This window comes from Pseudomonas grimontii, from assembly GCF_007858185.1.
GTDB classification, from domain to species: Bacteria; Pseudomonadota; Gammaproteobacteria; order Pseudomonadales; family Pseudomonadaceae; genus Aquipseudomonas; species Aquipseudomonas grimontii.
Map to the genome: position 1 here is coordinate 40,551 of NZ_VFES01000021.1, position 22,385 is coordinate 62,935.

General features: G+C 61.0%; 24 protein-coding genes and 1 other RNA gene. 12 read left to right on the forward strand and 13 right to left on the reverse strand.

Going from position 1 to position 22,385, the window contains the following annotated elements; translation table 11 throughout:
* Positions 1–507: 507 nt before the first annotated feature.
* On the reverse strand, positions 508–1,809 hold the full coding sequence (gene argA / locus FIV39_RS26215; protein ID WP_090401578.1) for an amino-acid N-acetyltransferase: 1,302 nt from the start codon (positions 1,807–1,809) through the stop codon (positions 508–510).
* Positions 1,810–1,942: 133 nt separating this feature from the next.
* On the reverse strand, positions 1,943–3,091 hold the full coding sequence (gene argE, locus FIV39_RS26220; protein ID WP_090401577.1) for an acetylornithine deacetylase: 1,149 nt from the start codon (positions 3,089–3,091) through the stop codon (positions 1,943–1,945).
* A gap of 158 nt (positions 3,092–3,249) precedes the next feature.
* Between argE and FIV39_RS26225 the strand changes: the two genes are divergently transcribed.
* The gene (locus FIV39_RS26225) at positions 3,250–4,617 is read left to right on the forward strand and encodes a CYTH domain-containing protein (RefSeq protein WP_090401576.1); all 1,368 of its coding nucleotides are present in this window, start codon (positions 3,250–3,252) and stop codon (positions 4,615–4,617) included.
* A 66-nt stretch (positions 4,618–4,683) separates the two neighbouring features.
* On the opposite strand, the gene FIV39_RS26230 is transcribed toward FIV39_RS26225, so the two are convergent.
* Complete coding sequence (locus FIV39_RS26230; RefSeq protein WP_010167872.1) at positions 4,684–5,154, reverse strand: Lrp/AsnC family transcriptional regulator; 471 nt, start codon at positions 5,152–5,154, stop codon at positions 4,684–4,686.
* Between the two features lie 127 nt (positions 5,155–5,281).
* On the opposite strand from FIV39_RS26230, the gene FIV39_RS26235 reads away from it, so the two are divergent.
* From FIV39_RS26235 to FIV39_RS26260, 6 genes are all read left to right on the forward strand, one after another.
* A complete protein-coding gene (locus tag FIV39_RS26235) occupies positions 5,282–5,620 on the forward strand; it encodes a hypothetical protein (protein WP_090401575.1) in 339 nt (112 codons plus the stop codon).
* A gap of 83 nt (positions 5,621–5,703) precedes the next feature.
* Entirely contained in the window at positions 5,704–7,383 is a 1,680-nt protein-coding gene (locus FIV39_RS26240; RefSeq protein ID WP_090401574.1) for a GspE/PulE family protein, read from the forward strand.
* 77 nt (positions 7,384–7,460) lie between these two features.
* Complete coding sequence (locus tag FIV39_RS26245; RefSeq protein ID WP_027608388.1) at positions 7,461–8,381, forward strand: SPFH domain-containing protein; 921 nt, start codon at positions 7,461–7,463, stop codon at positions 8,379–8,381.
* 10 nt (positions 8,382–8,391) lie between these two features.
* Positions 8,392–8,838 (forward strand): NfeD family protein, encoded by a 447-nt coding sequence (locus FIV39_RS26250; RefSeq protein WP_090401573.1) that lies wholly within the window; start codon positions 8,392–8,394, stop codon positions 8,836–8,838.
* Between the two features lie 69 nt (positions 8,839–8,907).
* Positions 8,908–9,222: a DUF2388 domain-containing protein gene (locus FIV39_RS26255; protein WP_003176799.1), complete on the forward strand. Its 315-nt coding sequence runs from the start codon at positions 8,908–8,910 to the stop codon at positions 9,220–9,222.
* A gap of 163 nt (positions 9,223–9,385) precedes the next feature.
* Positions 9,386–10,528, forward strand: a complete 1,143-nt coding sequence (locus FIV39_RS26260) for a DegT/DnrJ/EryC1/StrS family aminotransferase (RefSeq protein ID WP_090401572.1) — start codon at positions 9,386–9,388, stop codon at positions 10,526–10,528.
* Between the two features lie 125 nt (positions 10,529–10,653).
* Here FIV39_RS26260 and gcvH read toward each other — a convergent pair whose 3' ends face one another.
* The 9 genes from gcvH to FIV39_RS26305 all read right to left on the reverse strand — a co-directional run bounded on the left by gcvH (position 10,654) and on the right by FIV39_RS26305 (position 19,995).
* Entirely contained in the window at positions 10,654–11,037 is a 384-nt protein-coding gene (gene gcvH, locus FIV39_RS26265) for a glycine cleavage system protein GcvH (protein WP_090401571.1), read from the reverse strand.
* A gap of 52 nt (positions 11,038–11,089) precedes the next feature.
* On the reverse strand, positions 11,090–12,172 hold the full coding sequence (gene gcvT / locus FIV39_RS26270; RefSeq protein WP_090401570.1) for a glycine cleavage system aminomethyltransferase GcvT: 1,083 nt from the start codon (positions 12,170–12,172) through the stop codon (positions 11,090–11,092).
* A 156-nt stretch (positions 12,173–12,328) separates the two neighbouring features.
* A complete protein-coding gene (locus tag FIV39_RS26275) occupies positions 12,329–13,945 on the reverse strand; it encodes an ABC transporter permease (protein ID WP_090401569.1) in 1,617 nt (538 codons plus the stop codon).
* Positions 13,946–14,105: 160 nt separating this feature from the next.
* Positions 14,106–15,110, reverse strand: coding sequence for an extracellular solute-binding protein (locus tag FIV39_RS26280; protein WP_053127831.1), 1,005 nt, complete (start codon positions 15,108–15,110; stop codon positions 14,106–14,108).
* Between the two features lie 95 nt (positions 15,111–15,205).
* A complete protein-coding gene (locus FIV39_RS26285; protein WP_167361145.1) occupies positions 15,206–16,423 on the reverse strand; it encodes a 2-octaprenyl-3-methyl-6-methoxy-1,4-benzoquinol hydroxylase in 1,218 nt (405 codons plus the stop codon).
* A gap of 9 nt (positions 16,424–16,432) precedes the next feature.
* Positions 16,433–16,918, reverse strand: a complete 486-nt coding sequence (locus tag FIV39_RS26290; protein ID WP_090401567.1) for a DUF4442 domain-containing protein — start codon at positions 16,916–16,918, stop codon at positions 16,433–16,435.
* Entirely contained in the window at positions 16,911–18,098 is a 1,188-nt protein-coding gene (gene ubiH / locus FIV39_RS26295; RefSeq protein WP_090401566.1) for a 2-octaprenyl-6-methoxyphenyl hydroxylase, read from the reverse strand. Before ubiH ends, FIV39_RS26290 begins: the two co-directional genes overlap by 8 nt.
* The gene (gene pepP / locus FIV39_RS26300) at positions 18,095–19,417 is read right to left on the reverse strand and encodes a Xaa-Pro aminopeptidase (RefSeq protein ID WP_090401565.1); all 1,323 of its coding nucleotides are present in this window, start codon (positions 19,415–19,417) and stop codon (positions 18,095–18,097) included. Before pepP ends, ubiH begins: the two co-directional genes overlap by 4 nt.
* Positions 19,418–19,437: 20 nt before the next feature.
* On the reverse strand, positions 19,438–19,995 hold the full coding sequence (locus FIV39_RS26305; protein WP_017739071.1) for a YecA/YgfB family protein: 558 nt from the start codon (positions 19,993–19,995) through the stop codon (positions 19,438–19,440).
* A 138-nt stretch (positions 19,996–20,133) separates the two neighbouring features.
* On the opposite strand from FIV39_RS26305, the gene FIV39_RS26310 reads away from it, so the two are divergent.
* The 4 genes from FIV39_RS26310 to FIV39_RS26325 all read left to right on the forward strand — a co-directional run bounded on the left by FIV39_RS26310 (position 20,134) and on the right by FIV39_RS26325 (position 21,553).
* Positions 20,134–20,343, forward strand: coding sequence for a TIGR02449 family protein (locus FIV39_RS26310; RefSeq protein WP_007982902.1), 210 nt, complete (start codon positions 20,134–20,136; stop codon positions 20,341–20,343).
* On the forward strand, positions 20,340–20,657 hold the full coding sequence (locus FIV39_RS26315) for a cell division protein ZapA (RefSeq protein ID WP_090401564.1): 318 nt from the start codon (positions 20,340–20,342) through the stop codon (positions 20,655–20,657). The genes FIV39_RS26310 and FIV39_RS26315 overlap by 4 nt, the downstream gene beginning before the upstream one ends.
* 30 nt (positions 20,658–20,687) lie before the next feature.
* A non-coding RNA gene (gene ssrS, locus FIV39_RS26320) (6S RNA) lies at positions 20,688–20,866 on the forward strand.
* A 57-nt stretch (positions 20,867–20,923) separates the two neighbouring features.
* Entirely contained in the window at positions 20,924–21,553 is a 630-nt protein-coding gene (locus FIV39_RS26325) for a 5-formyltetrahydrofolate cyclo-ligase (RefSeq protein WP_090401563.1), read from the forward strand.
* Positions 21,554–21,560: 7 nt separating this feature from the next.
* Here FIV39_RS26325 and FIV39_RS33140 read toward each other — a convergent pair whose 3' ends face one another.
* Positions 21,561–21,710: a hypothetical protein gene (locus FIV39_RS33140; RefSeq protein ID WP_010207387.1), complete on the reverse strand. Its 150-nt coding sequence runs from the start codon at positions 21,708–21,710 to the stop codon at positions 21,561–21,563.
* 195 nt (positions 21,711–21,905) lie between these two features.
* Here FIV39_RS33140 and FIV39_RS26330 point away from each other — a divergent pair, with 195 nt between their 5' ends.
* Positions 21,906–22,355, forward strand: coding sequence for an EVE domain-containing protein (locus FIV39_RS26330; RefSeq protein WP_090401562.1), 450 nt, complete (start codon positions 21,906–21,908; stop codon positions 22,353–22,355).
* Positions 22,356–22,385 lie beyond the last annotated feature (30 nt).

Consider the following 22,385-nt stretch of genomic DNA (forward strand, 5'->3'; position numbering starts at 1 on the left):
GTGTCTAATACCTTCGTCTAACCACCGTTGATTTGGTCCCTGCAGGGTAATGAGTTTTTCATACACCCAAAAAGAATTATTTCATTCTTTTTCATACGATTCAGGAATAAGCCTTTCCGTGATGCGGACAGGCCAGCATAGACCATCCGCTCAATAAGCTAATTCCTAAAGGGTATTTATTAGCGCTTTTTTAGATCGATTAGTGTGGCCGTTCCGCCGCATACGTCACCCACGATCAAAAAGGCGACGCCATCATGGCCAAAGGCACATCCTCCCGTCAATTTGTTACAGTTTTTGTGTCACTAATAGTTTCTTTTGTTGTCAAAGCCGCCCATTCGACGATTCAGGTGGTTGTGGTACGCCCACAATCTATCCATAGCCGCCATCCTGTTATCGGCGTCAGATCAAGAATGCTTAAACTTTAGTCGTGCGTGACGGCACGCCAGATTGGCCTGCGACGCAGGCAGGCTCTTACGCGAGCCTGCCCAGTGACTTGGGGATAGGGCTTTACAAGGCCTTCTCGAAAATCTTCGAGTTACGCTGGTAGTTGTACAGCGAGGCCCGCGCCGAGGGCAGGCGATCAACGCTGCTCGGCACAAAGCCGCGCTCACGGAACCAGTGGGCAGTGCGCGTGGTAAGCACGAACAAGGTTTTCAACCCCTGCGCCCGGGCACGGGTTTCAATTCGCTCCAACAGCTCATCACCGCGCCCGCCGTGGCGGTACTCGGGGTTCACCGCCAGGCACGCCAGTTCACCCGCGTCCGAATCGGCGATCTGATACAACGCTGCACACGCGATGATCATGCCTTCGCGCTCCACCACACTGAACTGCTCGATCTCACGCTCGAGCACTTCCCGTGAACGGCGTACCAGGATGCCTTGCTCTTCCAGCGGGCTGATCAGGTCGAGCAAACCGCCGACGTCTTCAATCGCCGCCTCGCGGACCAGTTCGAATTGCTCCTGGGCCACCAGCGTGCCGCCGCCATCGCGGGTGAATAGTTCAGTGAGCAAGGCGCCATCTTCGGCGTAGCTGACGATATGGCTGCGCCCTACCCCACCCCGGCAGGCCTGGGCGGCCGCATCGAGCAATTCGGACTGGTAGTTGCTGCTGCCCAGGCGTTGCAGGTGTGCCGGCACTTGTTGCGGGCGCAGTTCGCGCACCAGACGGCCGTTTTCATCGATCAGGCCGAGATCGGCGCCGAACAGCAGCAGCTTGTCGGCCCCCAGGTCGATGGCGGCGCGGGTGGCGACGTCTTCGCAGGCCAGGTTGAAGATTTCACCCGTAGGCGAATAGCCCAGGGGCGACAGCAGCACGATGGAGCGCTCATCCAGCAGACGATTGATGCCCTTGCGATCGACCCGACGCACTTCGCCGGTGTGGTGATAGTCCACGCCTTCGAGCACGCCGATAGGACGCGCGGTCACCAGGTTGCCGCTGGCCACCCGCAGGCGCGAGCCCTGCATCGGCGACGAAGCCATGTCCATCGACAAGCGCGCTTCGATGGCGATACGCAGGTGGCCGACCGCGTCGATCACACACTCCAGCGTCGCGGCATCGGTGATGCGCATGCCTTCGTGGTAAGTCGGGATCAAGCCGCGTGCTTCAAGGCGCGCTTCGATCTGTGGGCGCGAACCGTGCACCAGCACCAGGCGCACGCCCAGGCTGTGGAGCAGCACCAGGTCGTGGACGATATTGCCGAAGTTCGGATGATCCACACCGTCGCCGGGCAACATGACCACAAAGGTGCAGTCGCGGTGGGCGTTGATGTAGGGCGAAGCGTGACGAAGCCAATTAACGTAGTCGGGCATGGAACCTGGGCCTGTAATAAAAAGCAGCCAAAAAAGGATGAGTCGTGAAAACGCACAGCGGGCTGATGGTTATCGTCGGAACAGGCTTGGCGACACGCTCGCTCTCCTTATGTACGAATGGACAGGGGTTAATTTACGCAGGTTTCAGGCAGTAATGTTCGATCAGTTCCCGCAATAGACGCACTGTAGGCGTCAAGCGTGACATTTCGAGGTACTCGCCCGGTTGATGGGCACAGGCGATGTCGCCAGGGCCCAGCACCAGGGTTTCACAACCAAGGCGCTGAAGATAAGGCGCTTCGGTGCCGAACGCTACTGCTTCGGCACGATGACCGGTCAATCGTTCCGCGACCCGCACCAGCTCGGCGTCTTCGGCCTGTTCGAACGGCGGCACTGCGGGGAATAACGGCGCGTAGTCGATCTTGACTTTATGGCGCTCGGCCAGCGGTTCGAGCTTTTGCCGGATCGCCGCACGCAGCACTTCGGGATCCATGCCCGGCAAGGGCCGTAGGTCGAATTCCAGGGAGCACTGGCCGCAGATACGGTTGGGGTTGTCGCCGCCATGGATACAGCCGAAGTTCATGGTCGGTTGCGGCACGCTGAATTGTGTATTGCGGTACTCGCGCTGCCAGGCCAGGCGTAGGCCGCGCAGTTCGCCGATGGCGTCGTGCATGGCTTCGAGGGCGCTGTGGCCCAGGCTTGGATCCGACGAATGGCCGCTTTGGCCGAGAATGTCGATGCGCTCCATCATCACGCCTTTGTGCAGGCGGATTGGCTTGAGCCCGGTTGGTTCGCCGATTACTGCCGCGCGGCCCAATGGGCGACCCGCTTCGGCCAATGCCCGGGCACCGGACATGGAGCTTTCCTCATCGCAGGTGGCAAGGATCAGCAACGGCTGCTTGAACGGCTGATCCAGCAGCGGCAACACCGCTTCAATCGCCAGCGCGAAAAAGCCCTTCATGTCGCAACTGCCCAATCCTACCCAGCGGCCGTCGACTTCCGTCAGCTTGAGCGGATCGGTCTTCCACAGCGCAGCGTCATAAGGAACGGTATCGCTATGGCCGGCCAACACCAGACCGCCGGGGCCAGTACCGAAACTGGCCAGCAGGTTGAATTTGCCGGGGCTGACGGGCTGGATGTCGATGGAAAAACCCAGGTCGCCCAACCAACTGGCGAGCAAATCGATCACGGGGCGGTTGGTCTGGTCGAGAGACGCTTGGGTGCAACTCACCGAAGGCGCTGCAATCAGCGCGGCGAACTGCTCTTTCATGGACGGTAACGGCATGCGCGGTCTCCCTACTTCCCGGACGAGCCCCACTATAGAGGCATCTGCACGACACAATAAACCGTTGCGGCGCGTTGCCGGGCTCAGTCCTGTACACTGCACGACCTTGGCAGCCACTCTTTTTCCCGGCTGCGCTCCCGATCCTGGATTTTCCGGCCATGCAGAAAGAAACCGAAATCAAGCTCCGCGTCAGCCGCGAAACACTCGCCGCGCTGCGTGAGCACCCGTTACTGAAAAAACGCAACAAAAGTGGCTGGGAACGCCGTGAGTTGATGAACCAGTACTTCGACACCCCCGAGCGCGACCTGGCCCAGGCCAAAGTCGCCCTGCGCCTGCGCAAGGACGGTGACGACATTATCCAGACCCTCAAGACCCGTGGCCAAAGCGTCGCCGGTTTGTCGGAACGCAACGAGTACAACTGGGACCTGCCCAAAGCCAAGCTCGACGTGAAGAAACTCGATGGCGAGTGCTGGCCCGAGCAGTTGGCCGAGTTGGACAAAAAGACCCTCAAGCCGATCTTCACCACCGACTTCGTGCGCGAACGCGCCGAAATCGCTTGGGGCCGTGGCAAGGCCAAGGTGGTGATCGAAGCCGCCCTGGACCTGGGCCATGTAGTGGTCGGCAAGCAGAAAGAAGAAATCTGCGAGCTGGAACTGGAACTGCGCGAAGGCGAACCGGCTGCCCTGCTGGAGTTGGCCGCCGAACTGGCCGCCACCCTCGCACTGATGCCGTGTGACATCAGCAAGGCCGAGCGCGGCTACCGCCTGTACGACGCCAGCAGCTACTCCTTGAGCCTGCCAGCGCCGCAGATCCATGCCGAAATGCCGCTGGACGACGCCTTCGCCGCAATCATGTGGCACCTGCTCGGCAGCAGCCAGCGCCTGGCCGAGCAATACCGCTTCAATGGCCACTGGCGTCTGCTGCAAGACTGGGTCGACAACCTCGGCGAACTGCGCGCCCTGATCGGCAGCCTCGGCCAGGCCGCGCCGCGTCAATCCACCAGCGAACTGCGCAGCGCACTCGATGCATTGCTGGAAGACTGGCGCCCACTGGTCCAGGCCGGCGGCGACGACGAAGATATTCGCAAAGCTGCACCCGAGCAGTTCGCCGAAGAGTTGGACGACGTACGCTGGGGCTTGTTCTCGCTGAACACATCCCGCTGGTTGCTGGCTCGCACCTGGACCGCCGACCGCAACGTGCGCGGTAACCGCCAGGGCGCCGCACAAATCACCAACTGGCTGCCGCGCCTGCTGGCCGACGATGCCGTCGCCCTGCAACTGCCGCGCTACCAGCAGCAACCGGAAGACCTGGCAGAGCAACTGCCGCGCATCGAGCGCATCCAGGCCTGGCTGCACCATGCGCGTAACGTGGTGGACATTCCGGAACTGGACCGTTTGTACGGCGAGCTGAACAAGCTGGCGCAACTGGCCAACCAGCCGATCACCGACGAGTCGCTGGATGCGCGTATGCATCAGGCGATTGCGGTGTATCAGAACCGTGCCTGGAAGACCCTGCTGCGCCTGTAATATCGCCATCGGGAGCAAGTCGAATCGTCGCGGTACGACGATTCGACTTGCTCCCGATGAGGCCGGTCAGCGCAATACTGGCAGGCTGGTCGTCGACTTGATTTCAGACAGCGCCACAATCGAGTTGACCTCCTGAATCCCGGGCACCATCGACAGCTTCTCGAAGAAAAACCGCTCGTACGCCTCAATGTCCGAGGTCACGATGCGCAGCAGAAAATCCACCGCCCCCATCAGCACATAACACTCCAAGACTTCCGGAAACCCGCGAATCGCTTCGGTGAACTCGGTGAAGTTGGATCGGCCGTGGGCGTTGAGTTTGACCTCGGCGAAGATCTGCGTATTGAGGCCGATCTTCTTGCGATCCAGCAGGGTGACCTGGCCGCGAATCACCCCTTCTTCCTTGAGCCGCTGGATGCGCCGCCAGCACGGCGACTGGGACAGGCCGACCTGTTCGGCGATCTGCGCGCTCGACAGCGAGGCGTCCTCTTGCAGCAGGGCCAGGATGCGACGGTCGTAGACGTCCAACTCGCTGTGCATATAAATGCCTTTAATTCTGATTATTATGAATTGATTAATTCGTTTAATCGCAAATAAGGCCCATCTTAGATAAGAAATCTCCCGAAGCGAATGTAAAAATTTCTCCAGTCGAATCTGGAGAGTCAGCATGCATGCCGTCGAAACCACCCACCCCCTGACCCGCGTCGATGCGTGGTCTGTCAGCAGCGCCCATTGCCAGGCGCACTACCAGATCGTCGCCGAGGCGGAGCCCGATGTGCTGTGTCGGGTACTCAACTATTTTGCGTTGCAGTTCTTAACGCCGAGCCAGGTCACCGTGAGCCGGCAAGAAGACCTGCTGAACATCGACATCGTGATGGATGGCCTGAGCTGGCACCGCGCCCAAGTGATCGCTGAAAAGATTCGAAACCTGATCAGCGTGTGCACGCTGCAGGTGTGGACCGCCGATTCCGTGGGGCCTGCGGCACGGGTGGCGACAGCTCAGTAAAGGCCTGCAACATACGCTGGGAGGAAGATATTCAGAGGCTGGCTAGCCTGAAATTTCGTCCGAGGCTACCCAGGAAAACCTTCATGTCTGCTGATCACCGATTGGAACTGCATCAGTTGCTCCCGGCCTTGGTCGAGGGAGGTTTGATCACTCCCGACATCGCGCAGCGCTTATCGGCGCTGCCCGCCGGCAGCAGCCAGCACCCACTGGAATGCATCGCCGCCCATGGGCCTTGCCTGGAAACCCTGACCCAGTGGCTTGCGCAACATGTCGGGCAACCGTATTTGCGTATCGACCCGCTGAAGATCGATGTCGCAACGGTGGTGCCGCTGATGTCCCACGCATTTGCCCAACGCCACACCATCCTTGCAGTGGCCGTGGACGCACAGACCGTCACAGTTGCCAGCGCCCAGCCCCACGTCACCAGTTGGGAATCAGGACTGGCACAAGTGCTCCAGCGTTCGATCAAGCGCGTGGTTGCCAACCCCCAGGACATTCAGCGTTGTATCAGCGAGTTTTACCGGTTGGCGAAGTCCGTCAGCGGTGCGGATCAAAAGGTGGCGGTGCCTGGCAACTTCGAGCTGCTCAACCTCGGCGCCGGCGACCAGCAGCCGGACGCCAACGACGCGCATATCGTCAATATCGTCGACTGGCTGTTGCAGTACGCTTTCGCCCAGCGCACCAGTGATATTCATATCGAGCCGTGCCGTGAACAAGGCCGCGTGCGCTTTCGCATTGATGGGCTGTTGCACGATGTCTATCAATTTCCACCCCAGGTGACGATGGCAGTGGTCAGCCGCCTGAAAAGCCTCGGGCGGATGAACGTGGCGGAAAAACGCAAACCCCAGGACGGTCGGGTCAAGACCAAAAGCCCCGCCGGCGCAGAAGTTGAGTTGCGTCTATCGACCTTGCCCACCGTCTTTGGCGAAAAACTGGTGATGCGGATTTTCGATCCGCAGGTGCTGCTCAAGGACTTTGACCAATTGGGTTTGTCCAGTGAGGACCAGCAGCGATGGCACACCATGACCCGCCAGACCAACGGCATCCTCCTGGTCACCGGTCCTACCGGCTCAGGCAAGACCAGCACCCTCTACACCACGCTTAAGCAACTGGCGACCCGCGAGGTCAACCTCTGCACGGTAGAAGACCCAATCGAGATGGTTGAGCCGGCATTCAACCAGATGCAGGTACAGCACAACATCGACCTGACCTTCGCCAGCGGCATCCGAGCCCTGCTACGCCAGGACCCGGACATCATCATGATCGGCGAGATCCGCGACCAGGAAACCGCCGAAATGGCGATCCAGGCCGCACTGACCGGGCACCTGGTGCTATCGACGCTGCACACCAACGATGCGCCCAGCGCCATCAGCCGCTTGCAGGAACTGGGCATTGCTCATTATTTGATCAAGGCCACGCTATTAGGGGTGATGGCGCAGCGCCTGGTGCGCCTTCTGTGTCCTCATTGCAAGCGGGCGGCGGGCGATATCCACGAAGCGGTTGGGTGTGCGGAATGTCGAAACAGCGGGTTTCAGGGGCGCGCCGGGGTTTACGAGATCATGGTGCTGAATGACGCCCTCAAGGCGCTGATCACTCCAGGCGCCGACGCGCAGTCCCTGCGCAGGGAGGCGGTTGCGCAAGGCATGTGCAGCCTGCGCATGGCCGGCGTGGGAAAAGTAAAGGCGGGGCTGACCACGATGGCAGAGGTGTTGCGAGTGACGCCTGGGGATTCGGTAACAAATGCTTTGATTACCGCGTACTGAAACCGTTCTTATCGGTGACAAGACCGTTACAATCGGCCGAACGTCGTTTAACTGACACCATCAGATAGGGAATCGCTATGCAGATCGGAACCGTACTGCTTCTTTTCGTGGGCTTGGCCATCGCCATCCTGTTCATGGGCTTCAAGGTGGTCCCCCAGGGCTATCAGTGGACCGTCGAGCGCTTCGGCCGTTACACCAACACCCTCAAGCCGGGTCTCAACATCATCATTCCGGTCATGGACCGCATCGGCCGCAAGATCAACGTGATGGAAAGCGTGCTGGATATTCCGCCCCAGGAAGTCATCACCGCCGACAACGCCACCGTGCAGATCGACGCCGTGTGCTTCTTCCAGGTGGTCAATACCGCCCAGGCCGCCTACGAGGTCAACAACCTCGAACACGCTATCCGCAACCTGCTGCAAACCAATATCCGTACCGTGCTCGGCTCCATGGAGCTGGATGCCATGCTCAGCCAGCGCGACGGTATCAACGAAAAACTGCTGCGCACCGTCGATGAAGCCACAGCGCCGTGGGGCATCAAGATCACCCGGATCGAAATCAAGGACATCAGCCCGCCCGCCGACCTGATGGCCGCCATGTCCGGCCAGATGAAAGCCGAGCGGATCAAGCGTGCACAGATCCTGGAAGCCGAAGGCCTGCGGGCGTCGGCGATCCTGACTGCCGAAGGCAAGAAGCAGGCACAGATTCTTGAAGCCGAAGGTGGACGCCAGGCCGCGTTCCTGGAGTCTGAAGCCCGTGAACGCCAGGCAGAGGCAGAAGCCCGTGCGACCCAGGTCGTTTCCGAAGCGATCGCCACCGGTAACGTGCAGGCCATCAACTACTTCGTCGCGCAGAAATACATCGATGCCCTTGGCAAGCTGGCGTCGGCCAATAACAGCAAAGTGATCCTGATGCCGCTGGAAGCCAGCCAGGTGATCGGCGCTGTCGGCGGTATTGGCGAAATCGTCAAGGCAACCTTCGACAACAAGAAAGCCTGAGGCGATCGACATGTGGGATTTCCTGCAGCATCTTTCGTTCTGGGACTGGCTCGCGCTGGGTACGGTGCTATTGATTCTTGAGGTATTCGGTGCCGGTGGTTACCTGCTGTGGATGGGTATAGCTGCGGCAGCCGTGGGCGTGATCAAGTTTCTGCTGCCGCCGCTCGGGTTGGAGTGGCAACTGTTGCTGTTCGCTGTATTGTCGATCTTGACGGCGGTGTACTGGTGGAAACGCCAGCGCAGCAGCGCCAAAGCCAGTGACCAACCGGGGCTCAATGAGCGAGGCTCGGAGCTGGTCGGTCGCGTCTTCCTGGTACATCAGGCGATTGTGGATGGTCGGGGCAAGGTAAAAGTCGGTGATGGCGTATGGATGGTGACCGGTCCTGACAGCCCTGTAGGCACTCAAGTGCGTGTGGTTGGCCTGGATGGCGTCATTTTAAAGGTTGAAACTGTTTAGTCAGTGATGGAACTCGGTTGGGCTAACTACAATCAAACCGTACAGATCACTCACCCGGAGTCACCCATCATGCGTCTTAAATATGCTGTCGCAACCCTCGCTGTGCTTTCCCTTCCAGTCGGTTCAGCCATGGCCGACAGTTTCTGGCGCAATGTCATCTCGTCGGGCGCCACTACCGGCTCGACGTACCTGACCTTCAAGGACCACAAGCTGGTGGTTGCCGCACAAGACGACGCAGGCAGCTTTGTTGCCAGCGACGGCGGCATCCGCGGCCCGTACCTGGAAGCCGCCATGCAGAAAGTCCGCGCCGATAACCCTGGCCTGCAGGCCACGGATATGGAGCTGGCCAACGCCATCCTTGCGAAGAACGCTGTTACCGAGTGATTCCCTCACTCTGAAGAATGCCGCTTTTGAAGCGGCATTTTTTTGCCCGCAATGTGACGATTCATTCACAGGCGACAGGCTATATTCAGTCGTGCCGTGCAACTATGCCGGCACTGATAAGCCTCTCATTCATCGCCAATCTGAAACGGATGCCTTCGTCGCCATGAGCCAACAGCCTTTTCTGCCGTTTTCCAAACCCACCATCGATGAAGCCACCATCTCGGCGGTCGGCGATGTACTGCGCTCGGGCTGGATCACCAGCGGACCAAAAGTGCAGGCGTTCGAAGCACAGCTGTCGGAATACTTTGGCGGCCGGCCGGTACGCACCTTCAACTCCGGCACCTGCACCATGGAGATCGCCCTGCGCATCGCCGGTATCGGGCCTGGCGATGAAGTCATCACCACACCGATCTCCTGGGTCGCAACAGCCAACGTGATCCTGGAAGTAGGTGCCACGCCGGTATTCGCCGACATCGACCCGGTCACCCGCAACATCGACCTGGCCCAGGTGGAAGCCGCAATCACCCCGCGCACCAAGGCGATCATCCCGGTGTACCTGGCCGGCCTGCCCCTGGACATGCCGATGCTGTACGCACTGGCCAACAAGTACAACCTGCGCATCGTCGAAGACGCCGCCCAGGCGCTGGGCTCCAGCTGGGATGGTGAACGCATCGGCTCCACCGGGGACTTTGTATCGTTCAGCTTCCAGGCCAACAAGAACATCACCTCTTCCGAGGGCGGTTGCCTGGTGTTGAACAATGCCGAAGAAGCCCGCCTGGCAGAAAAATATCGCCTCCAGGGCGTTACCCGTACCGGCTTCGACGGCCTCGACGTGGATGTGCTGGGCGGCAAGTTCAACATGACCGACATCGCTGCAGCCATCGGCCTGGGGCAGTTTGCCCACATCGAGAAGATCACCGCCCATCGCCAGCACCTGGCACAGCACTACTTCAAATGCTTCGGCAGTGATTTCGAGGAAAAGTACGGTGCGCAACTGCCGCCGGCCGATTTCGAAAACAGCAACTGGCACCTGTTCCAGTTGGTACTGCCGGAGCGCCAGGACGGCCTGCCGGCCCGCGCGACCTTCATGGAAAAAATGCAGGCACAAGGTGTTGGCATTGGCTATCACTACCCGCCGATTCATCTGCTGAGCCTTTATCGGGCACAGGGGTTCAAGGAAGGTATGTTCCCGGTAGCGGAAAAGGTTGGGCGTTTGATCGTGTCGTTGCCGATGTTTACGGCGATGACAGAGGCGGATGTGGAGCGGGCGGTGGCGGCGGTTAAAGCGGTATTGAAAGCAGGCTGATCACTTACGACTGATGCAATTAAATGTGGAAGGGGGCGTGCTCTCGATTGCGGTGGGTCAGCCATTAATAAGCAGGCTGACACTCCACCATCGGGGGCAAGCCCCCTCCCACATTGGTCTTGCGGTTACTCGCCGATGGCGGCTTTGTAGCCAGCAGCATCCAGCAGTTTTTCCAGATCAGCCGGGTTGCTTGGCTTGAGCTTGAAGATCCACGCGCCGTAAGGATCGGAGTTCAGCAGCTCAGGACTACCGCTCAGTTCTTCGTTGACGGCAATCACTTCGCCGGCAACCGGAGCGTAGATATCCGAGGCTGCCTTCACCGACTCAACCACACCCGCCTGGCCTTCGGCTTTAAACGTAGCGCCGACTTCGGCCAACTCAACAAACACCACATCACCCAGAGCTTCCTGAGCATGGTCGGAGATGCCGACAGTCACAGTACCGTCAGCTTCCAGACGGGCCCATTCGTGACTTTCGGCAAAACGCAGGTCGGCAGGGATATTGCTCATAGTCTGTGTCCTCAAGAAGTAGTGTCAGCGGCCATTGGCCTGCCGGAAATAGTTAGATCAAGGTTTTGCCATGACGCACGAAGGTCGGTTTGACCACTCGAACCGGGTACCACTTGCCGCGGATTTCCACTTCGGCCCGATCGGCCGTCGCCGTCGGTACACGCGCCAGGGCAATGGATTTGCTCAGCGTAGGAGAGAAACTACCACTGGTGATCTCCCCTTCGCCAACATTGGCGATACGAACCACCTGGTGAGCGCGTAAAACCCCACGTTCTTCCAGAACCAGCCCGACCAGTTTGAACTGCACACCGGCGGCCAGCTCTGCTTCCAGCGCCGCACGCCCGATGAAATTGCGCCCAGCAGGTTCCCACGCGATGCTCCAGGCCATGTTGGCCGCCAGGGGCGAAACGTCCTGGTGAATATCCTGGCCGTACAGGTTCATCCCAGCTTCCAGCCGCAAGGTATCCCGCGCGCCGAGGCCTATGGGTGAAATCCCCGCGCCTACCAGATCGTTGAAAAACCCTGGGGCCTGATCGGCAGGCAGGACAATTTCCAGGCCGTCCTCGCCGGTGTAGCCCGTGCGCGCGATAAACCAATCGCCGTCGGCATGCCCTTCAAAGGGCTTGAGCTGGTGGATCAGGGTGCCGCGAGACTGGGTGACCAGCTCGGCAATCTTCTGCCGGGCATGGGGACCTTGAATGGCGAGCATGGCCAACTCGGGCCGCTCATGCAGTTGCACTTGATAGCTGCCAAGTTGCGCCTGGATCCAGGCCATGTCCTGGTCTCGGGTGGCGGCGTTGACCACCAGCCGGTACCCGGCCTCGGTGCGGTAGACGATCATGTCGTCCACCACGCCACCCCGCTCGTTGAGCATGGCGCTGTACAACGCACGGCCACAGCCGTGCAAACGCTCGACATCATTGGCCAGCAGGCGCTGGAGCCATTCCTTGGCCTGGGGGCCGGTGATATCGATCACGGTCATATGAGATACATCGAACACCCCGCAGTCGCGCCGCACCTGATGGTGCTCCTCAACTTGCGAGCCGTAATGCAAAGGCATATCCCAACCGCCAAAATCGACCATTTTCGCGCCGAGGGCGAGATGCAGGTCATACAGAGGCGTGCGCTGTCCCATGGGTTTCTCCTTCCGGGCTTGGCGAAGGTGCGCAGCGTCGTTGCTCGTGCTGGACGCCTTGAATTACAAGGCCGGCAGCGACGTACAGCGACTCGATCCGAAGGACGGACCGCACCGAATGCCGCGCATTGTAGCCGCAAGCCGTAGGACTGGCACCTAACCGATTGGTCGGGCGGAGCGTCGGATCAGCCCGATGACCGGCAGCAGACCCACCAGCACCAGTGTCAACGCTGGCAGAGAGGCCCGCGCCCACTCGCCTTCGCTGGTCATTTCAAAAATCCGCACCGCCAGGGTGTCCCAGCCGAATGGGCGCATCAGCAGGGTCGCGGGCATTTCCTTGAGCACATCCACGAACACCAGCAGTGCTGCACTCAGGGTGCCGGGCAGCAACAGCGGCAGATACACTTTGCAAAACAGTCGCGGTCCACTCACGCCCAAACTACGCGCAGCTTCCGGCAACGAAGGCCGGATGCGCGCCAGGCTGTTTTCCAGCGGCCCGTAGGCCACCGCCAGAAAGCGCACCAGATACGCCAGCACCAGCGCCGACAGGCTGCCCAGCAACAACGGCTTGCCCGTCCCTCCGAGCCAGCCGGACAACGGCACCACCAGTTCACGGTCCAGGTAACTGAACGCCAGCATGATCGACACCGCCAGCACCGAGCCCGGCAAGGCATAGCCGACATTGGCCAGGCTGATACCGGAGCGGATCGCCCGGGTCGGCGCCAGACGGTTGGCGAAGGCCAGTACCAGCGCCACGCTGACCGTGATCAGCGCCGCAATGCTGCCCAGGTAAAGGGTGTGGACGATCAGGCCCGAATAGCGCTCATCCAGATCGAACCGTCCACGCTGCCAGAACCAGACCACCAGTTGCAGCACCGGGATGACAAAAGCGCAGGCGAACACCAGGCCACACCACCCACTGGCCAAGGCCGCTTTGACCCCCGTCAAGTGGTACAGCGCCTTACCCCGGGGGCGCTCGTTGCTGGACCGACTGGCACCCCGGGCACGACGCTCACCGTACAGCACCAGCATTACCACCAGCAGCAAGAGGCTGGCCAGTTGGGCCGCGCTGGACAGGCTGAAAAAACCGTACCAAGTCTTGTAGATGGCGGTGGTGAAGGTATCGAAGTTGAACACCGAGACCGCACCGAAGTCCGCCAGGGTCTCCATCAACGCCAGGGCCACGCCCGCACCGATCGCCGGTCGCGCCATGGGCAGCGCCACGCGCCAGAATGCTTGCCAGGGCGATTGTCCCAACACCCGCGCGGCTTCCATCAAGCCTTTGCCCTGGGCGAGGAATGCGCTGCGCGCCAGCAGGTACACATAGGGATAGAACACCAGCACCAGCACGATGATCACGCCGCTGGTGGAGCGCACCCGTGGCAGGCGCAAGCCGCTACCGAACCCTTCGCGCAGCAGGGTCTGCACGGGGCCTGAGAAATCCAGCAGGCCGACAAACACGAAGGCCAGCACATAGGCGGGAATAGCAAAGGGCAGCATCAGTGCCCAGTCGAGCCAGCGCCGTCCAGGGAATTCGCAGAGGCTGGTGAGCCAGGCCAGGCTTACGCCCAACAGGGTGACCCCAACGCCGACACCCAGCACCAGGGTCAGGGTGTTACCCAGCAGGCGCGGCATCTGGGTTTCCCAGAGATGGGACCAGATTTGCGCGTCGATGCTTTGCCAGGACAGCAACAGCACGCTCAGCGGCAGCAGCACCAGGGCGGCGACGCTGAAGACCGGCAGGTACCAGCGGCGTTGGGCGGGGTAGGCCAAAGGTTAGCTCTCGTTTGATGAATAGCTTGAAACCACCACACTCCAATGTGGGAGGGGGCTTGCCCCCGATGGCGGAGTCTCAGTCTATTCATCAGTGACTGATCTACCGCCATCGGGGGCAAGCCCCCTCCCACATGTTGATCTGCGGAGCTTTACAAATTCAGTTCCAGCCAGCGCGATCCATCAGGCGAATGGCTTCAGCCTGGCGCTTGCCCGCCACTTCCACCGGCAATGTGTCAGCCACGAACTTGCCCCAGGTCGCTACTTCAGCGGACGGAGGTACCGCCGGGTTGGCCGGGAATTCCTGGTTCACATCGGCAAAGATCTTCTGCGCCTCAGGCGTGGTCATCCACTCCACCAGCGCCTTGGCGGCTTCCGGGTGTGGCGCGTGCTTGGTCAAGCCGATGCCCGACAGGTTCACGTGCACGCCACGGTCGCCCTGGTTCGGCCAGAACAGCTTCACCGCCAGGTCCGGCTTTTGCTTGTGCAAGCGGCCGTAGTAGTAAGTATTGACGATACCCACATCGCACTGCCCGGCGTTGATGGCCTCCAGCACGGCAATGTCGTCCGAGAACACGTCGGTGGACAGGTTATTCACCCAACCCTTGACGATTTCTTCGGTCTTGGCCGCGCCGTGGGTTTCGATCAGGGTGGCGGTCAGCGATTGGTTGTAGACCTTTTTCGCCGTGCGCAGGCACAGGCGGCCTTCCCACTGTTTGTCGGCCAGGGCTTCGTAGGTGGTCAGGTCACCTGGTTTAACCCGGTCGGTGGAATAGGCGATGGTCCGCGCGCGCAGGCTCAAACCGGTCCAGGCGTGGGCCGAAGAGCGGTATTGCAGGGGAATGTTCTTGTCGATCACGGGGGAGGTGAACGGTTGCAGAATGCCCATTTGCTCGGCCTGCCAGAGGTTGCCGGCATCCACGGTGAGCAGCAGGTCGGCGGTGGCGTTTTCGCCCTCGGCCTTGATGCGCTGCATCAGCGGGGCTTCCTTGTCGGTGATGAATTTTACCTGCACACCGGTCTTTTGGGTGTAGGCGTCGAACACCGGTTTGATCAGTTCGTCGATACGCGAGGAGTAGACCACCACCTCGTCGGCGGCCTGCACGGTGGTGCTGCCGATCAGGGTGAGTGCCAGGGCAGTCAGGAGGCGCTTGGGTGCCAACATGGGTGCGGTCTCTCATTTGCAAAGTAGGCGCAAATGATAGGGACTCACATTTGGTAACGCTCGGTGCAGGCGTTACCAAATGTTGCACAGACGTGTCAGGGCTTGGCCAGGTCCGGCAGATCCCCGGTCAACCCGAGGGCCTGGCGCACAAACACGGCCTTGGCTTCGGGCATCTGGTCGACCATCTTCAGCCCGGCATTACGCAACCAGCGCAGCGGCAGTTGATCGGCCTGGAACAAGCGCTCAAAGCCTTCCATCGCCGCCATCAAGGCCAAGTTATGCGGCATGCGGCGGCGCTCGTAACGGCTGAGCACCTTCACATCGGCCAGACGTTCACCGCGCTCGGTGGCCGACAACAACACTTCGGCCAGCACCGCCGCATCGAGGAACCCCAGGTTGACGCCCTGCCCGGCCAATGGGTGGATGACGTGGGCGGCGTCGCCGATCAACGCCAGGCCCTCGGCCACATAGCGTTTGGCGTGGCGCTGGCGCAAGGGCACGCACACGCGCGGATCGGCGCTGACCACGCGGCCAAGGCGTCCTTCAAAGGCGCGCTCCAGCTCACGGCAGAAGCTTTCATCATCCAACGCCATCAGGCGTTCGGATTCAGCCGGCGTAGTCGACCAGACGATCGAACACCAGTCCTCCTGCCCATCCCGCTCCAGCGGCAAAAACGCCAGCGGGCCGGTGTCGGTAAAGCGTTGCCAGGCCGTGCGCTGGTGCGGCTGGCTGCTGCGCACGCTGGTAACGATGGCGTTATGCAGGTAGTCCCATTCACGGGTCGCGGTGCCGGTCAGGCGGCGCACGGCGGAGTTGGCGCCATCGGCGGCCACCACCAGCGGCGCGCGCAATTTGCGACCATCGGCCAGGGTCAGCAGCCAGTCATCGCCGGAACGACGCATCTGCTCCAGGCGCGCATTCGCCAGCAGGCCCAGGTCGCAGTCGTGCAGACGGTCGAGCAACGCATCCTGGACCACGCGGTTCTCGACGATATGCCCAAGCACTTCGGCATGCACACTGGCGGCCGAAAAGTGGATCTGCCCGGTGCCGCTGCCGTCCCACACCTGCATCTCGCCGTAGGGGCTGGCGCGTCGTTCAACGATGCCATCCCACACACCGAGGCGCTCGAGAATGCGTTGGCTGGCAGCCGACAAAGCGCTTACACGCGGTTCGAAGGCCGCCGCGCGGTCGAACGGCTTGACGCTCAGCGGGCTGCCGTCGAGCAGCAACACTTGCAGGCCACTGCCCTGCAACGCCAGCGCCAGGGCGCTTCCGACCATTCCGGCCCCGACAATCAGCACATCTGCGCGCATGTCCATGCTTTAAGCCTGTCTCGCTGGCGGCTTGCGCCGCACGTAAAGGGTTTTGTCGACCCGCGCCACCAGGGTGCCGGAGCCGTCATGAATCTGCACCTTGAGGTGGGGCAAGTACTTCTCGCCACCTTCGGTCTGTCGACGCACCTCATCCAGCAAGGCCTCGTCGATGGAAAATTCGGCATACACAGGGCCCTTGCCCGGCGAAATGAAATCGATGCTCGCGGCCTTGTCCCACACGATGTAATCGCGGCCCAGGTTCTCCATCAACATCAGCATGTAGAACGGATCGACCATCGAATACAGGCTGCCGCCGAATTGCGTGCCGACGTAATTGCGGTTGTACCAGCCCAGGCCCAGGCGCACTTTGACGTGACGAAAATCGGCGCTCATGTGCTGCACGCTGACCCCGGCGCCCAGGTACGGCGGATACAGGGTCATGACCCAACGCAACAACCGCGCCTTGCCCAACCGTTCAACCAACCACTTACGCATCGGGACGCGTACCCAGGCCCATGGCCTGACGGGCGAACCAACGCTTGGCCGGTGGCAACAGGTCCAGGCCCAGCAGGCCCATATTGCGGCCCATGGCGACCAGCGGTTGCGCACTGCCAAACAGCCGCGTGACCTGGTCGGAGAACCCCACGGTCAACTTCTGATCCATGCGCTGACGTTCGCGATAAGCCTGCAACGTCGCCAGGTCACCCGGTACCGCCGGCCCGGCCAGCAAGACCTCGGCCAAGGCGTACGCATCACGCAGGGACAGGTTGAACCCCTGCCCGGCAATCGGGTGCAGGCTGTGGGCGGCATTGCCGAGGATCGCCAGGTGCGAGCGCACTTGCTCTTCGGCTTCCACCAGGGTCAACGGATACAAATGACGGGCGCCCACTTGCTTGAGGGTGCCCAGGCGGTAGCCGAACACACTCTGCAATTCACTCAAGAAGCTGCGCTCATCGAGATTGGCCAGGCGCTGTGCGTCCATGCCGATACGGGTCCACACCAGGGCACAACGGTTGTCCGGCAGCGGCAGCAGGGCCATGGGGCCTTCATCGGTGAAACGCTCGAACGCTTCGCCGTTGTGGGCCTCGCTCGGGGTGACGTTGGCGATCAGCGCGCTCTGGTTGTACGGGCGGGTTTTCACGCCAATGCCCAGTTGCTCGCGCAGGCCGGAGCGGCCGCCGTCGGCCAGCACCGCGAGGTCGCACTCCAGCACGGTTTCATCGTTTAGGGTCAGGCGGTAGCCATCGGGCAACGGCTCCATGCGCGCGACTTCCGCCGGGCAGCGCCAACTCACCACGTCCTGGTCCAGGCCTTGCCACAGGCATTGGCCAAGCCAGGCGTTTTCCACCACGTAACCGAGGGCCGGCACGCCTTCCTCCATGGCCGACAGCCGCGCGGTGGAGAAGCGCCCACGGTCCGACACATGGATCTGCTTGATCGGTTCGGCGCGGCGCGAGATCTGTTGCCACAGGCCCAGGCGCTGATAAATCTGCCGGGCGCCGTAGGACAGCGCCGAAGACCGCGCATCGTAGCTTGGCTGGTAGCTGTCGCCGGGCGCGAAGGGTTCGATCAGCACGATCTTCCAGCCACGCGCCTTGGCCCCGGCCTGCAACGCCAGCGCCAGGCTCGCGCCCACCAGGCCGCCACCGATAATCGCCAGGTTGACCCGGCTCATCGGGCAGCCGCCATCAGGGCTTCGATTTCAACGACGCCCTTGGGTGCGCCGCCGGTCAGAATTTCACAGCCTTGCTTGGTCACCACCACGTCGTCCTCGATGCGTACGCCAATGCCACGCCATTTCTTCGCTACGGTCTGGTTATCCGGCGAAATGTAGATGCCCGGTTCCACGGTCAACGCCATGCCGACTTCCAGCACACGCCATTCGCCGCCCACCTTGTACTCGCCCACGTCATGCACATCCATCCCCAGCCAATGGCCGGCGCGGTGCATATAGAAGGGCTTGTAGGCTTCAATGGCGATCAGCTCGTCGATGTCGCCCTTCAGCAACCCCAGCTTCACCAGCCCGGCAGTGATGACCTGCACCGTCGCCTCGTGGGCCTGGTTCCAATGCTTGTTCGGCGCGATCTCGGCAAAGGCGGCTTCCTGGGAAGCCAGCACGATTTCATAGATCGCCTTCTGTTCCGGTGAAAATTTGCCGTTGACCGGCCAGGTGCGCGTGATGTCGCTGGCGTAGCAGTCGATTTCGCAACCGGCATCGATCAGCACCAGGTCGCCGTCCTTGAGCACGGCGTCATTCTGCTGGTAATGCAGGATGCAGCTGTTGCGCCCGGCGGCGACGATGGAGCCGTAGGCCGGCATCTTCGCGCCGCCCTTGCGGAATTCGTAATCCAGTTCGGCTTCCAGGCTGAACTCATGCAAGCCGGCGCGGCTGGCTTGCATCGCCTTCACATGGGCCGCACAGGAAATTCGCGCAGCCTCGCGCATCACCTTTACTTCCGCCGCCGATTTATACAGGCGCATGTCGTGGAGCAGATGATCCAGGGCAACAAATTCGTTCGGTGGCTGGGCGCCAAGGTGCGCTTTAGAGCGGATGACGTTGATCCACTCCATCAGGTGCCGATCGAATTCGGCGTTGCTGCCCATGGCCGAGTACACCCGGTCGCGGCCTTCGATCAGGCCTGGCAGGATGTCGTCGATATCGGTGATGGGGAAGGCATCGTCGGCGCCAAAGTCACGGATTGCGCCTTCGGTGCCGGCACGCAGGCCGTCCCACAACTCGCGCTCGGCGTTGCGTTCGCGGCAGAACAGCACGTACTCGCCATGCTGGCGGCCGGGCATCAGCACGATCACAGCTTCCGGTTCGGGGAAACCGCTCAGGTACTGGAAGTCGCTGTCCTGGCGGTAGACGTGCTCCACATCGCGATTGCGGATAGCCACGGCGGCGGCCGGCAGGATCGCGATGCTGTTGGGTTCCATCTGCGCCATGAGCGCCTTGCGGCGCCGGGTGTATTCCGCTTTGGGGATATGGATCATGGGCAGATTGGCTTCCTTTCTTAGTGCAGCGAAGGCTTGGGTGCGGCAGGCTCAGCGGACTTCTTGGTCTCGGTGAACAGCAGCAACGGCGCGACGCGCAGGTATTCCATGACTTCCATGTAGTCGCCTTCGCCGTCTTCGGACTCTTCCAGGGCATCTTGCACCTGGGAGATGGCCGCCAGGTCCTGCAGCACTTCCTTGGCGTCGGTGCTCAGTTCAAGGCCACCAGCATTCACGCCGAAACCGTGGAGGAAGCCCTGGCACCATTGGCCCAGTGCGGCGGCGCGTTCGGTGAGCGGTGCATCGTCGGTCGGCAGCAGCAGGACCACGGTGACGTCGTCACCGGTCAGCTCGCCCTTGACCATCTCTTGCAGGCCGATCAGCGCGTTACGCACGTTTTCGGTCGGTTCGGTTTCCAGCAGCTCGGCCACATCGGCCAGCCAGTTGTCGGCATCAAAGCCAACGCCGGTGCAGCTGCGGCCGAGCAGCACGCCGTGCAGTTCGGCAGGCGAGCAAGGATGACCGCTGGTGCTCAGCAGTTTGGAAAAAGCATCGTACGGGGAGTTCTGAATGGGCATGGTGAGCTAGGCGCCAGACGGCGCAATGTCTAGAATGGAGCGCTGTATCCTAGCACCGGCAGACGTACCAAGACTATCAAGGGCGTCAGATCGTTTATCCTGCAGTTGCCATTCATCAGACAAATCCAGTGGAACCCAATGGAAGACACCGACCTGCAAGCGCTGATGGCCAGACTCGAATTGCTAATTACTCGGGTCGAGCAACTTAAGAGCCAAAACGGACTCCTATTAGCTCAGGAAAAGACCTGGCGCGAGGAACGCGCTCACCTCATTGAAAAAAACGAAATCGCCCGGCGTAAGGTCGAATCGATGATTTCGCGCCTGAAGGCCCTGGAGCAAGACTCATGAGTTCAAGCAATAGCGTCACCGTGCAGATCCTCGACAAAGAATATTCGATCATCTGCCCACAGGAAGAGCGCAGCAACCTGGTGAGCGCCGCCCGCTACCTGGACGGCAAGATGCGTGAAATCCGCAGCAGCGGCAAAGTGATCGGCGCCGATCGCATCGCCGTGATGGCCGCGCTGAACATTACCCACGATCTGCTGCATAAGCAGGAGCGCCCTGACGTACAGGCCAGCGGGTCGACACGCGAGCAGGTGCGTGACCTGCTCGAACGCGTCGATCTGGTGCTTTCCAGCGACTCAGAGGCACCCAAGGGCTGATTGCCGCGACTGTTTAAGGTATACTCGCCCCACTCCCTGGCGTGTTTGCCAGTCGGCGATGTCCCTGAGCCGATTCGCACTACCCTGGAAGTTGCACGTTGGGCTGGTGTGCATGTCCGCTAGACGGAAAGCCTTAAAGCCTACTGCATCTTCCACCTTGAACTTTCGGGTTCAAGGGCTAAGTCGACAGCGGCTCTGTCGGGGAGCCTGAATTCCAGAACTCAATGCCAGTCCCCGGACTGGCATTGTTTTATGAGCCGAAAACCATGAACGAACCTGCGCCGCTTTCCCGTCCGCACCTTCGACGCATGTTGCGCAAAGCTCGCCGCGCCCTCACGCCGAGCGAGCAGCGCCAGGCCGCCCACGGCCTGTATCGGCAATTGGCGCAGCACCCGCTGTTTCGCCGGGCCAAACATATTTCCTTGTATCTACCGACGGACGGTGAAATTGATCCGCGCCTGCTGCTGCGCGCGGCACAGCGCCGGGGCAAGGCCACTTACCTGCCGGTGCTCAGCGCCTGGCCACGGACCAAGATGGTGTTTCAGCGCGTGAAGCCTGGGGAAAAGTTGCTGCCCAACCGCTTTCGCATTCTGGAGCCACGGGTCAATGCCAGGCGCCAGCGCAAGGTGTGGGCGCTGGATCTGGTGTTGCTGCCGTTGGTGGGGTTCGATGATGCAGGTGGCCGCCTGGGCATGGGCGGCGGTTTCTACGACCGCAGCCTCGCCTACCTGGCGCGTCGCCAGGGCTGGCGCAAGCCGACACTGCTGGGCCTGGCCCATGAATGTCAGAAGGTCGATCGATTGGCACAGGCCAGCTGGGATGTGCCATTGGCTGGCACCATCACCGACAAGCAGTGGTATGTCGCAGAAACGCCGCTGGAAGCCGCGGCGCCTTGAAGAAGGGTTAACGCTTGAAAGGTTGCGGCTGCTGCTGAGCCAGTTCAACCGGCGCATCGGTCTTGTTCGACCACAAGCTTTGCGCATACCCGGTGGTCACGACGCCCAGACCAAATAAAATCACCAATATCCATAGTAAATCCGGTTTACGTTGCATCGATTGCCCCCCTTCAGGCACCTCGTACACGATGACAACAACGTTCCAAGGTAGTCCGTTGCAGCTGCGTCAAGCTTAAAATCCCGGCATTCTGCGATAACGTGAACCAACACGCAAACCTTGACGCCAACCGACTGTCGGTTTGTCATCAAATTGCCTGACAACTTGCCCACTGCCTTTTTCAGGAGCGCAAAAATGGCCTACTGGCTGATGAAATCCGAGCCCGACGAACTCTCCATCAACGGCCTGGAAAAGCTTGGCGAAGCGCGCTGGGACGGGGTGCGCAACTACCAGGCACGCAACTTCCTGCGCGCCATGGCGGTGGGTGACCAATTTTTCTTCTACCACTCCAGTTGCCCCGAGCCGGGCATTGCCGGCATCGGCAAAATCATCGAAGCCGCCTACCCCGACCCTACCGCGCTGGAGTCGGACAGCCATTACTTCGACGCCAAGGCCAGCCCGGAGAAAAACCCGTGGAGTGCGATCAACGTCGCGCACGTCCAGACCTTTCCCAAGGTGCTGGGCCTGGGCTACCTGAAACAGCAAACCGCCCTCGCCGAATTGCCATTGGTACAAAAAGGCAGTCGTCTTTCCGTGATGGCGGTCACGCCAGCGCAATGGGCCGTGATCATGGATCTGCTTTAACTGACCGGAATCAAAACCCTCCAGGGCAAA